10 protein-coding genes and 1 tRNA gene are annotated in these 12628 nt (G+C 62.6%); 9 read left to right on the top strand and 2 right to left on the bottom strand.

Annotated features, from left to right (window positions below; translation table 11 throughout):
- Positions 1-73 precede the first annotated feature (73 nt).
- The 4 genes from WBN46_RS08310 to radA all read left to right on the top strand — a co-directional run bounded on the left by WBN46_RS08310 (position 74) and on the right by radA (position 7001).
- Positions 74-4705: an RHS repeat-associated core domain-containing protein gene (locus tag WBN46_RS08310; RefSeq protein WP_337731121.1), complete on the top strand. Its 4632-nt coding sequence runs from the start codon at positions 74-76 to the stop codon at positions 4703-4705.
- Positions 4706-4713: 8 nt separating this feature from the next.
- Positions 4714-5028, top strand: coding sequence for a hypothetical protein (locus WBN46_RS08305; protein ID WP_337731120.1), 315 nt, complete (start codon positions 4714-4716; stop codon positions 5026-5028).
- 402 nt (positions 5029-5430) lie between these two features.
- Positions 5431-5506 (top strand) — tRNA-Thr (locus WBN46_RS08300).
- Between the two features lie 103 nt (positions 5507-5609).
- Positions 5610-7001, top strand: a complete 1392-nt coding sequence (gene radA, locus WBN46_RS08295) for a DNA repair protein RadA (RefSeq protein ID WP_337731119.1) — start codon at positions 5610-5612, stop codon at positions 6999-7001.
- Between the two features lie 135 nt (positions 7002-7136).
- On the opposite strand, the gene WBN46_RS08290 is transcribed toward radA, so the two are convergent.
- Both WBN46_RS08290 and ccsA read right to left on the bottom strand, forming a co-directional pair.
- Entirely contained in the window at positions 7137-7655 is a 519-nt protein-coding gene (locus WBN46_RS08290) for a demethoxyubiquinone hydroxylase family protein (RefSeq protein WP_337731118.1), read from the bottom strand.
- A complete protein-coding gene (ccsA, locus tag WBN46_RS08285) occupies positions 7652-8443 on the bottom strand; it encodes a cytochrome c biogenesis protein CcsA (protein ID WP_337731117.1) in 792 nt (263 codons plus the stop codon). The genes WBN46_RS08290 and ccsA overlap by 4 nt, the downstream gene beginning before the upstream one ends.
- A gap of 97 nt (positions 8444-8540) precedes the next feature.
- Here ccsA and ffh point away from each other — a divergent pair, with 97 nt between their 5' ends.
- The 5 genes from ffh (at position 8541) to trmD (ending at position 12582) form a co-directional block, all read left to right on the top strand.
- Positions 8541-9911: a signal recognition particle protein gene (gene ffh, locus WBN46_RS08280; protein WP_337731116.1), complete on the top strand. Its 1371-nt coding sequence runs from the start codon at positions 8541-8543 to the stop codon at positions 9909-9911.
- A 120-nt stretch (positions 9912-10031) separates the two neighbouring features.
- A complete protein-coding gene (locus WBN46_RS08275) occupies positions 10032-10832 on the top strand; it encodes an aminotransferase class IV family protein (RefSeq protein WP_337731115.1) in 801 nt (266 codons plus the stop codon).
- 106 nt (positions 10833-10938) lie between these two features.
- Entirely contained in the window at positions 10939-11193 is a 255-nt protein-coding gene (rpsP, locus tag WBN46_RS08270) for a 30S ribosomal protein S16 (RefSeq protein ID WP_142124374.1), read from the top strand.
- A gap of 38 nt (positions 11194-11231) precedes the next feature.
- Positions 11232-11759 carry a ribosome maturation factor RimM gene (gene rimM / locus WBN46_RS08265; RefSeq protein ID WP_337731114.1) on the top strand — a complete coding sequence of 176 codons (528 nt, stop codon included), beginning with the start codon at positions 11232-11234 and terminating at the stop codon, positions 11757-11759.
- Between the two features lie 64 nt (positions 11760-11823).
- On the top strand, positions 11824-12582 hold the full coding sequence (gene trmD / locus WBN46_RS08260; protein WP_337731113.1) for a tRNA (guanosine(37)-N1)-methyltransferase TrmD: 759 nt from the start codon (positions 11824-11826) through the stop codon (positions 12580-12582).
- The last annotated feature ends 46 nt before the right edge of the window (positions 12583-12628 follow it).

Here is a 12628-nt window from a genome sequence, read left to right as displayed (position 1 = left end):
TGCGGCTATACGAAACTTCGTATTGTCTAGCGCTGCGCTCGTTGGCTTGTCGGCATCGCTGGCACCTTCAGTGATGGCACAAGTTGACGATACCCTCATCCCTAGGCTGCCCAACGGAGCGGGTACGACCAATCTTTCGACAGTGCAGGTCCATGGTTTCCGACCTAACCCGCAAACTGTCTACAGGTCGGGAATAGAGTCCCTTGGCACCGCCGGCGGCATCGTCAATGGCAGCGAGTTCAGCGGGAACATGGGGCAGATGGAGAATGGGTCCGACAATGACTCGAGCGCCCCACCGGACTGCAAAGAGGAGCAGCCCAAAGCGGGTAATCCCGTGGTCATGTCCTCCGGCAACAAGATCGAGCATGAGGTCGATTTTGCGGGATCCGGACTCAGGCTTGAACGCACCTGGAACCAGCACTGGGATGGAATCGGCCTCTTCGGCTATCACTGGCAGACCAACTTCGACTACAAGCTCAGCTTTGGCAGCAGCTACGGTCTGAGTCACTGCTATCCCGTCCCAAGCAGTGCGGAGTGCCAGGTGGGCCACACCTACTCGACGATCTGGGCGCATCGACCAGATGGGCGGAAGATTCGTTACATCAAGGCAGCTGACGGCATCTATTACGAAGAAAAGGCGAGTCCGGTTTCCAGGATCGTACGGCAGGCCAATGGGACCTGGATGCTGTATGGGGAAACAGGAACTCTAGAGCGCTACAGAGTGGGTGGGCTTCCGTTGGAGGTCAAGGATGAACAAGGAATAGGGTGGACGTTTACGTATGGAGGGATGCAGGGAACGCAGCTCCAGCGCGTTACCCATACCTCCACGCGATTCATACAGTTCCTGTGGACGGGCGATGAGCTCAGGCAGATCAATGATCCGGCGGGCAACGCGTATCGATACACCTACAGCCATCAGAAGGTCTACGATGGCTTGCATCTTCTGGCCACGGTGACGCTGCCGGGCACCCCTTCGACAGTCATTACCTATCATTACGAGAAGCCTGAATTCTTCGCGCTCACAGGCAAGTCGTACAACGACGTTCGCTACTCCACCTTCGCGTATGACGCGGAACGCCGTGCCACTCTCAGTGAGCATGCAGGTGGCGTTGATCGCCACACCTTTGCGTATACAAGTGGATTCCAGAACGGCAAGCAGACGATGTCGGTCTTGCATACGAACCCGCTCGGCAAGCAATCGACGCAGGCGTTCTTCGACCGGAAGCTGACGACGGTCATGGGCCACGTTTCGAACAACTGTCCATCGAGCGCCAGAAGCATCACCTACGATGCCAATGGCTACAAGGACAAGGTCTACGATAACGAGGGTGGTGTAACCGACTACGATTACAATGCCAAAGGTCAGTTACTCAAGAAAATCGTCGCCGCCGGGACCCCTGAGGCCCGGGCAACCAGCTACGTATGGGATCCTGCTGAGAACCGGCTCTTGAGGGAGACGGTGCATAACCAGGCCGGTACGCAAGAGTTGTACCAGATCACTTATGGCTACAACGCGCGCAAGCGACTGGAAACGACGACGGTCAGGAACCTGTCCAGCGCCGTGCCGGCCAGCCTGAATCAAACCAGGATCACCTACTACACTTATACCGAGCATGCCAGTGGCATGGTTGCCACCATGACCGTTGACGGGCCGCTGTATGGAAATGCCGATGCTGTTACCTATAGCTACAGCACGAAAGGTGATCTCGTCGGCGTGGGGTCGGCGCTCGGCAATGTGGTGTATGACAACTACAACGAACTCGGTCAGCCCGGGCGGATCACCGGCATCAATGGCGATGTTACCGAGTATGTCTATGATGCGCGGGGAAGGATCACGGCTCAGAAGCGCATCGTAGGCGGTGCTATCCACACGACGACGTACGCCTATGACGGGATGGGGCGTCTCGTCCTTGTGACGACGCCTGATGCACATGCACGTCACATGCGATATGACACGGCCGGGCGCTTGCTGTCGACGCATGAGGCAACACCAGGCGGCGCCTACCAACAGATGCGGTATATCTACAACAACGCGTCGCTGCCAACGCTTGTTGAAGCCGAGCGTCTGACGAACGCACCTGTCGATCCTGTTGCAGGCGTCCAGTACATCGGACAGACGATCTCTCCCCTTTATGTAGGTCAGTCCTATACCATCAATATCCAGTTGAAGAACACCGGCACGACTGCATGGTCGACGGCTGATGGTTATAAACTCGTTTCCACAAGCCAGAATTTCAGCAGTGCCTTCGGCATCAGCGTGGTTGGTGTGCCCGGTACCGTACTCCCGGGGCAGACCGCAACCTTCAGCATCCAAGGCACAGCGCCCGGATATGGCACTTATACGTCTCAGTGGCAGATGACCCATGCCGGGGTCGCCTTCGGTCCCATGACGCCAAGCACGACACTTGACGTCGTCTACGCCTCCAATCCGCCAACAGATCCTTGTCCTCCAGCGGTTCCGGATTGCATACCGCAGTTTGGTCCACTTGCGCGGAAAAGCGGGATGGCGGGCGTTACCCTTTCTTCTGCGCAGGCACTCCAGGCACTGCCTCCCGGCGTTTCGTACCGTGCGTACACCGATTACGACGAGCTTGGCCGTGTCATTGCTCGCCGAGGCAATAACGGGCAGCGCCAGGATTATGGGTACGACAGGGATGATCGCCTGCTTCTCAGTATCGACTCGCTAGGACGCGAGACACGCATGGAGTACGACAAGCTCGGTCGCCTGACCAAGCAGATTGATGCCGCCGGAGGCGTATCGGAGTTCAAGTACGACCTGGGCGATCGGCTCGTATGGGTCAAGGACCCCAAGGGAAACATTACGACGTATCTGTATGATGGATTCGGTCAATTGTGGTCGCTGACCAGTCCGGATACCGGCACGACGACCTATCAGTACAACGCTTTCGGCCAGATGACGCACCAAGTGCGAAATGATGGCAGTACCCTTACTTACAACTACGATACGTTGGGTCGACTCACCTGGTATGGAACCCCGACAGAGGGAAGGGGGTTCGGGTACGACTGGTGTAGCAACGGGAAAGGTCGACTGTGCAATGCCGACCATAGCGGCGGGACACGGCACTATGGCTACAGCGAAGACGGCAAGATCACCGTAACGCGCGATTGGACGCCGACAAGCGATGAGTGGACGCATTACACGTATGATGCGGTTGGCCGGCTGGCGGGCATGACCTACCCGAGCGGGGTTTCGGTGGGGTACGGATACAGTCAAGGCAGGCTGACCGTCATGCAGGCCGTCATCAATGGCGTGACCCATAACATTGCGACAGGAATGCAGTATCAGCCTTCCGGTCCCATCGGCCAGTTTACGTACGGCAACGGCGTCATCAAGGAAAGAAGCTACGACCTTGATGGCAGAATGACCATCACACATGACCATGGGTGGGTGGGTCATACGCAGACTTACAACGTCAACGACGAGATCACTTCGATCCAGAACTGGTCAAGGCCGGAGTACAACGAAGCCTTTGCTTACGATGCACTGTCTCGGCTGACGGGCGTTACCGCGCCTGCTGGAAATCAGAGCTTTTCCTATGACGCCAACGGCAATCGCTCGTTCCACAGCTGGTGGGTGCCGGGGCTAAGTGCGACCGCGAATACGACCTATCAGGTTGATGCGTCCAGCAATCGACTGGCAAGCGAGGACATTGTCTACGCGTATGACGGTAGAGGTAACCGATCCAGTCAGTCGTGGGGAGGTTCAACGACCACTTACGGTTACGACGGTTTCAATCGGCTGATTACTGCGTCACGCAGTGCTGCTGTCGGCTACTTCAGTGGAGGAAATCGGGCGTACCAGAGTTATGCCGCAGGTACCACGACATATCAGTTCAATGCGCTGGACCAGCGCATCGGCAAAAGTGGGCCGTCGGGGAGCAGTCGATTCGTGTATGCAGCTCAGAATACGCTGCTGACCGAGTATACGGATGGCGTATGGAGCAGCTACCTGTGGCTGGGCAATGAACCCATCGCCATGGTGCGCAACAACCAGTTGTTCTTTCTCCACAACGATCACTTGGGGCGCCCAGAGGTCGTGACCGATAGCAGTAACACCATGCGTTGGGCGGCGGCCAACTACGCGTTTGATCGAGCAGTGGTGTTCAATAACCTGGGTGCCCTGAATCTCGGATTTCCAGGGCAGTACTTCGATGCGGAAACGGGGTTTTGGTACAACGGGTTCCGTGATTACGATAGCCGGGTGGGTAGATATCTGCAGTCGGATCCGATTGGCTTGGCTGGCGGAATTAATACCTACACGTACGTGCGAGGGAATCCGCTTGGATACATCGACCCCTTGGGTTTGATAGATCTGAAGATTCCGGGAGTCTCGGTCACCATTCATGGCAATCCTGGACCTGAAGCGACGACTTATCGGGCCGAGCATGATCCTCCTCATGTTCATCTAGGAGGTAATGATGGTCCTAGGGTAGACACCGAGAAGTTCGAGCCTCTAAGCGCTAAGGATGCTAGAGATATGACTAGAGAGCAGAAAAAAATGTGCCAGTCCTTAACGAGCGCGCAGAAAGATCTAATTCGAACCAGGCAGCGTTTGGTTTTTAAGCATGGAAAGTTCTTGGTGAGGGCGATGTCGGCTCCATTGGTCGGCGCCGACTCGATTACCAATGCGTGTCGCTCGGATCCAATAGCATGTTTGGAGATACTAGAGGATATTAATCCCTAAGCATTTGGATGAATCCGATGGACAAGAATGAGTATTTCAAGGTGATGCAGTTTCCTGCACAGTGGCTTCACTACGGCCTGATGCCAGACCATCTATTGGCCAAGCTAGTTGAGCTATATGAGCCGGGAAACGAGAGGGCTTCCGAGCATGATAGAAATGGGGTTTTTCATTGGTGGCTAAAGCAGGATCCAAGTAAAGATGTGCTTGTGAAGTTGGCTGCACTGTCTTTCCTGGATCCTGATCAGATCATGGCGGCTGATGTTAGGTCTCACATTCTTAAGAGTAAGAATGTCGATGAAGAGGTGAGGGCTTTGCTGACATGAGTTGTTTTCATTCTGCAGTCCACTAGTCTGTTCAGGCGCTGGGTCCACGATCTATGATGCAGGAAGCTGACATGCGCGATTACAAGAGATGCCCCGAAGTCATTGGCTTCGAGCACTACTCTTAGAGGATGGATTCGATGTTCGGATTCTTTCCGTTAGTTGACTGCGTGGCGGGTCGCGAAGGGACAGCCGGCTCCTGATTATTGACTAGGAATGCAAACACGGTGTCATAAGTTGAGAGTGAGCTTGCGAACCCCCACATGCCGGAACGACGGAGGTCGTGAGGGCATGTGATTTCCAGTGACCACCGCAGGTCCCCCCGGCTTCCCAACGGCTTACCACCCGATCCCAACACCCCCGCATTGACCCACCCCCACCCCAACCCCTAAAATTCGCGGCTCCGCCGGAATAGCTCAGTTGGTAGAGCGGCGCATTCGTAATGCGTAGGTCGTAGGTTCGATTCCTATTTCCGGCACCAGTCGTGACAAAGCCCCGCTTCGGCGGGGTTTTGTTTTTCCGGGTCTCGCCCCCGGAGACGGCGGCCCGATACAGTAGCCGTTCGCCTTCACGACAGGTTTCCCGTGGCCAAGACCTCCGCCAAGTCCCGTACCGCCTACGTCTGCACCGAATGCGGCGCCGACCACAGCAAATGGCAGGGCCAGTGCGCCGACTGCGGGGCGTGGAATTCCCTCAGCGAGATCGTGCTGGAAAGCGCCGCCAGCGCGCCCGCCGCCGCCCGTCGCTCCGGCTGGGCCGGCAAGGCCGAGGCGCCGAAGGTCACCGCGCTGAAGGACGTGCGCCACAGCGAAGAAGCGCGCGTGACCACCGGCATCGGCGAGTTCGACCGCGTGCTGGGCGGCGGCCTGGTGGAGGGTGCGGTGGTGCTGGTGGGCGGCGACCCGGGCATCGGCAAGTCCACGCTGCTGCTGCAGGCCGTGGCGAAGATGTCGGCCAGCCTGCCGGCGCTGTATGTCACCGGCGAGGAGTCGCTGGCCCAGGTCGCCGGCCGCGCCGTGCGCCTGGACCTGCCGCTGGACAACCTGCAGGCCCTGGCCGAAACCGGCATCGAGAACATCCTGCAGCACGCCTCGGTGGCACGGCCGAAGCTGATCGTGGCCGATTCCGTGCAGACCCTGTGGACCGAATCCCTGACCGCCGCCCCCGGCTCGGTCAGCCAGGTGCGCGAGAGTGCGGCACGGCTGGTGCGCTACGCCAAGGAGACCGGCACCGCCGTGTTCCTGGTCGGCCACGTGACCAAGGAAGGCGGCATTGCCGGCCCGCGCGTGCTGGAGCACATGGTGGACGCCGTGCTGTATTTCGAAGGTGAGAGCGGCAGCCGGTTCCGCGTGCTGCGTGCCTTCAAGAACCGCTTCGGCGCGGTCAACGAACTGGGCGTGTTCGCCATGGGCGAGAAGGGCCTGAAGGAAGTGCCCAACCCGTCGGCGATCTTCCTGTCCGGCGGCAGCACCCAGCAACCCGGCAGCTGCGTGCTGGTTACCCGCGAAGGCACGCGCCCGCTGATGGTGGAAGTGCAGGCGCTGGTCGACAGCTCGCCACTGTCCAACCCGCGCCGTGTGGCCGTGGGCCTGGAACAGAACCGCCTGGCCATGCTGCTGGCCGTGCTGCACCGGCACGGCGGCGTGGTGGTGGGCGACCAGGACGTGTTCGTGAATGTCGTCGGCGGCATCCGCGTGCAGGAAACCGCCGCCGACCTGCCCGTGCTGCTGGCGGTGCTGTCATCCCTGCGCGACCGCCCCCTGGCGGAGAAGACCGTGGCCTTCGGCGAAGTGGGCCTGTCCGGCGAGATCCGCCCTGTGCCCAACGGCGAGGAGCGCCTGCGCGAAGCGGCCACGCACGGCTTCAAGCGCGCCATCGTGCCCAAAGGCAACGCACCGAAATCGGGCGCGTTCAAGGGACTGGAGGTGGTGGCGGTGGAGCGGCTGTCGCAGGCGCTGGAAGCGGCGGCGGAGTAGGGCGGGGCGCGGATCCCTTGTAGGAGCGACGTAAGTCGCGACCGCACGGCTGACGCGCGCGCCAACCCTCCAAGGTGTGTCGATCTCGCGGTCGCGACTTACGTCGCTCCTACAAGAAGCAGGTCGCGACGAGCATCAGAGCCGCATTCCCAGCCAGATCATCGCTTCCGTCGAGACGCGCACGATCGGGGTCAGGATCGGCGGCCAGAAAGCGCCGGAGTGCATCGCGTCACGGCCGTGATCGTGATGCTCCTGTTCTTCCACGACGATGCGAGACACCGCATCGAAGGCATCCGCGTCGGTGGACGCGAGCTGCTGCCGTTGCGCCATCAGGTGCCGCAGCACCACGCTTTCGACGGCATACGTGGTGGCCGCGATGGCGGATGGTCCCAGCAGGCCGGTCACCAATCCCAACGTCCAGCCGCCGACACCGCACAGCGCATAGCTGCGGCAGCGACGGACACCGCGTGCCTGGAGGCGATCGTGAAACAGGGTGCGATGACCGAGTTCGTGATCGAGGAAATGCCGGAGCAGTGGCACCAGCTGCGGCGCGGTCCACTGCGACACCAGGATCTGTGCACGATAGATGTTGACCGCGCCGTTTTCGCCCGCGTGATCGACCTTCAGGATCCGGTCGCCCAGCGGCGTACTCAAGCCCGCCTCAGCACCATCTCGTACACGAACTTGCTGCCGAAGAACGCCAGCAGCAACAGCGCCATGGCCGTCAGCGTCCAGTGCACGGCCTTCGCACCGCGCCAGCCGTAGCGCCAGCGTCCGACCAGCAGGGCGCCGAAGGTCAGCCACGACAGCACACTCAGCACGGTCTTGTGGGTGAGCTTCTGGACCAGGAAGTTCTCGACGAAGAGCACGCCGGTCAGCAGCGTGGCGGTCAGCAGGATGAAGCCGACCGTGATCGTGCGGAACAGCAGGTCTTCCAGTTCGGTCAGCGGCGGAAGGGCACGCAGCCAGAGGTAGAACTCGCGCCGGCGCAGGGCGCGTTCCTGCGCCCACAGCATCAGCGCCAGCAAGGCGGCGATGGCCAGCGCCGCGTAGGCGAGCAGCGCGAGCCAGGCGTGCAGTTGTAGGCGCCAGTCCAGTCCACTGGAGGCCCGGTGCCCGTACAGGTGGTAGACCACCAGCAGCAACGCGGCCAGTGGGAACGCCACCACGCCGAGGGCGGCCATGCGGCCCTGGATGGCGACCAGCAGGGTCATCACCGCCATGCCCAGCGACACCAGGGACAGGGCCGCGAAGAAGTGCATGTCCGGGCCGCCCGGCGTCCGCCAGGCCACCAGCAGGTGATAGGCGCCGTGCAGCAGCACGCCGCCGACCGCGGGCCACAGCCACAGGCGCATGCCCTCGCCCGGATCGCGGCCGACGGAGCGGACCAGCAGGCCGGTGGCGAACAGGTAAAGCGCGACGGCAATGAGAATGACTGTCATCGGAGCAGTGTCGCACAGCGGGCCGGCAGGAAGGCAGGGGGCGGGCGCGGCGCGACCGCATATAATTCCGGTCCGATTTTCCCCGGTCCCTTCCCCCATGTTCGAATCCCTGACCCAGCGCCTCTCCGGCACCATCGAACGCCTCCGTGGCCGCGGCCGCCTGAGCGAGGAGAACATCCGCGAGGCTACCCGCGAAGTCCGCATCGCCCTGCTGGAAGCCGACGTGGCGCTGCCGGTGGTGCAGGCGCTGATCGAGCGGATCAAGGTGCGCGCCGTCGGCCAGGAAGTGCTGAAGTCGCTGACCCCGGGCCAGGCGCTGATCAAGGTCGTGCGCGATGAGCTGACCGCGGTGATGGGCTCGCAGGCCAGCGACCTGAACCTCAACGTGCCCGCGCCCGCCGTCATCCTGATGGCCGGCCTGCAGGGTGCCGGCAAGACCACGACCGTCGGCAAGCTGGCCAAGCACCTGCGCGAGAAGCGCAAGAAGAAGGTGATGGTGGTCAGCGCGGACGTCTACCGTCCGGCCGCGATCGAGCAGCTGAAGACGCTCGCCCAGCAGGTCGACGTGCTGTTCTTCCCGTCCGATGCCGGCCAGAAGCCGGAAGCCATCGTCCGCGCCGCCATCGACGATGCGAAGAAGTCCTTCGTCGACGTGCTGATCGTCGATACCGCCGGCCGCCTGGCGATCGACGAGGCCATGATGGCCGAGATCAAGGGCCTGCACGCGGCGGTGAAGCCGGTGGAGACGCTGTTCGTCGTCGACGCGATGACCGGCCAGGACGCCGCCAACACCGCCAAGGCCTTCAGCGAAGCGCTGCCGCTGACCGGCGTGGTGCTCACCAAAACCGATGGTGATGCGCGCGGTGGCGCGGCGCTGTCGGTGCGCTACATCACCGGCAAGCCGATCAAGTTCATCGGCGTGGGCGAGAAGCCCGACGGGCTGGACGTGTTCCACCCCGAGCGCGTGGCCAACCGCATCCTCGACATGGGCGACGTGCTGTCGCTGGTGGAGCAGGTCGAGCAGAACGTCGACCGCGAGAAGGCCGAGAAGCTGGCGGCCAAGGTCATCAAGGGCAAGAAGTTCGACCTCAACGACATGCGCGACCAGTTGGAGCAGATGCAGAACATGGGCGGCATCAGCGGCCTGATGGACAAGCTGCCGGGCATGGGCCAGATCCCCGAGCACGTGAAGCAGCAGGTGCAGCAGGGCAAGGAAGTGCCGCGCATGATCGCCATCATCAACTCGATGACGAAGAAGGAGCGCCGCAACCCCGCGCTGCTGAACGGTTCGCGCCGTTCCCGCATCGCCAAGGGCGCCGGCCTGACCCCGGCGGACGTCAACAAGCTGATGAAGCAGTACCAGCAGATGGAAAAGATGATGGGCAAGCTGGCCGGCGGCGGCATGAAGGGCCTGATGCGCAACATGAAGGGCATGATGGGCGCGCGCGGCGGCATGCCGTTCCGTTGAGGCTTTCTGCCTGTTGTGGGAGCGACGTCAGTCGCGACCGCGAGAACGAAGCACCATGCGCTCTGTTGGCATGCGGTCGCGACTGACGTCGCTCCTACAAGGGAATCAGAAGGCGCCCGCATGATCTCGGCGTTCCTCAACGGCAAACCCGCCACCGCCGACGACCTGCGCGCATTGGCATTGGCCAACTATGGCCACTTCACCTCGATGCAAGTGCGCGATGGCGCGGTGCAGGGACGTGCGCTGCATGTGCGGCGACTGGAAGAGGCCACGCTCGCGCTGTTCGGCAGCGGGCTGGACGGCGACAATGCATTGAAGCAGGCCGCGCAGGTGATGGAGCAGGCTGGCCTGCGCGATGCGTCGGTGCGCATCACCGTGTTTTCCACGCGGTTCGACTACCGCGATCCTGCGCGAATCGTCACCCCCGACGTACTGGTGTCGCTGGCGCCGCCGTCATCGCCGGACAAGCCCGCGCTGCGGGTGAAGTCCTATCCGTTCGTACGGCCCTTGCCGCAGTACAAGCACGTGGGCACCTTCCCGCTGTTCCACTACCGCCGCCAGGCGGTGGCGGACGGATACGACGACGCACTGTTCGTCGATCCGGCCGGGCAGGTGGTCGAGGGGTCGATCTGGAACCTGGGCCTGTGGGAGGGAGAAACGGTGACCTGGCCCGAGGGGCCGGCATTGCGCGGCACGGCCGAGCGGTTGCTGCGACAGGCGCTGGAAGAGGTGGGCGTCCCGCAGCGGTGCGGGCCTATCCCGCTGGCCGAGCTGGGCCGGTACCGGGCGGGATTCGCCTGCAATGCCAGTGGCCTGCAGCCGGTGGTGGCCGTCGATGGCGTCGCATGGGGCCTTGATACCGCCCTCATGGGGGTATTGAAGAGGGCGCTGGATGCCGTGCCCTGGGAGCCGCTGGCCTGACCGTCCGGGCGACCTGTCCGGGGGTGGGTTTTCCTGACCGATTCAATGGCTTAGAATAGCCGGCTTACCTCGCCATTCTGGCGACTGGGCAACACTGGAAAACACCATGGTCAAGATCCGTCTCACCCGCGGCGGCGCGAAGAAGCGCCCCTTCTACCACATCATCGTCACCGACTCGCGCAGCGCGCGTGACGGCCGCAACATCGAGCGCGTGGGTTACTACAACCCGGTCGCCGCCGGCAACGAAAAGCGCGTCGAACTCGACGTGGCCCGTGTCGACCATTGGGTCGGCAACGGTGCGCAGCTGACCGAGAAGGTCCGCAACCTGTACAAGGAAATCAAGACCGCTCCGGCGGCCTGATGGTCTTGGCCGCGCAGACCGCGCGGCCTTCCGTACGCATGAACACCGAGCGCCCACCGACTCCGCAGAAGATGATTCTGCTGGGAAGGCTTCTGGGCGCTTTTGGTGTGCGTGGCCAGATCAAGATCGAATCCTGGACCGAGCCGCGCGAGGCCATCTTCCGCTACCAGCCGTGGACGCTGCGCGACGCCAGCGGCGCCGAACGCGAATTCATGGGGGCCCGTGGCAAGGCATCGGGCAAGCACCTGGTGGCCACGCTGCCGGGCGTGGAAGACCGTGGTGAGGTGGAGGCCATGCGCGGACTGGAGATCTTCGTCCCGCGGTCGTCTTTGCCGCCGCCGAGTGCCGGCGAGTTCTACTGGGTTGATCTGGAAGGCCTGCGCGTGGTCAACGTGGACGGCACCGATTTCGGCACCGTCTCGCACCTGTTCTCGACCGGTGCCAACGACGTACTGGTCGCGCGGGGCGACCGCGAGCGCCTGATTCCGTTCGTCGATCCCGATTACGTCCGCTCGGTGGATTTCGAGGCGGGCGTGGTCACCGTGGACTGGGATCCCGAGTTCTAGCCGCCTCGCGGGCGACCGCCGTGGCGGTTACCCTGCGTCCCCACCCAAGTTGCAGCCGATCGCCATGCGTATCGACGTCATGACCCTGTTCCCCGAGTTCATCGCCCAGGCCGCCGCCGTGGGCGTGGTCGGACGCGCGCAGGAACGCGGGCTGCTGTCGCTGCATGGCTGGAACCCGCGCGACTACGCCAGCGGCGGCTATCGACGCGTGGATGATCGTCCCTTCGGTGGCGGTCCCGGGATGGTGATGATGATCGAGCCGCTGCAGGCCTGCCTGGAGGCGGTCCGTGCCGCGGATGCCGCACCGGCGCCACTGATCTACCTGAGCCCCCAGGGTGCGCCGCTGACCCAGAAGAAGGCGCGCGAACTGGCCGCGCTGCCGCGCATGATCCTGCTGTGCGGCCGCTACGAGGGCGTGGACGAGCGTTTCCTCGATGCCGAGGTGGACGAGGAGCTGTCCATCGGCGACTACGTGCTGTCCGGGGGAGAACTGGCGGCCGCCGTGGTCATCGACGCGGTCGGCCGTCTGCAGGACGGTGCCCTGAACGATGCGGATTCGGCCATCCAGGACAGTTTCGAAGGCGATGGCCTGCTCGATTGCCCCCATTTCACCCACCCGTCCAGCCACCCGTTGGGTGACGTCCCGGCGGTCCTGCGATCCGGCGACCATGCCGCCATCGCCCGCTGGCGTCGCCAGCAGGCGCTGGGGCGCACCTGGTTGCGCCGGCCCGACCTGCTGGACGAGGCGGGCCTGACCAAGGCCGACAAGGCCCTGCTGGCGGCCTTCCGGGCAGGTCAGGCCGGCGGGGACGGGGCAGGGTAGCCAGTCCGGCCGGGAATCCGGTAGAATGCGCGACCCTTGGGCGGTT

Source organism: Pseudoxanthomonas sp. CCNWLW251 (assembly GCF_037402255.1).
Taxonomy (GTDB): Bacteria; Pseudomonadota; Gammaproteobacteria; order Xanthomonadales; family Xanthomonadaceae; genus Pseudoxanthomonas_A.
Note: the sequence above shows the minus strand (reverse complement) of the source record. Positions and strands in the feature narration are given on the sequence as shown.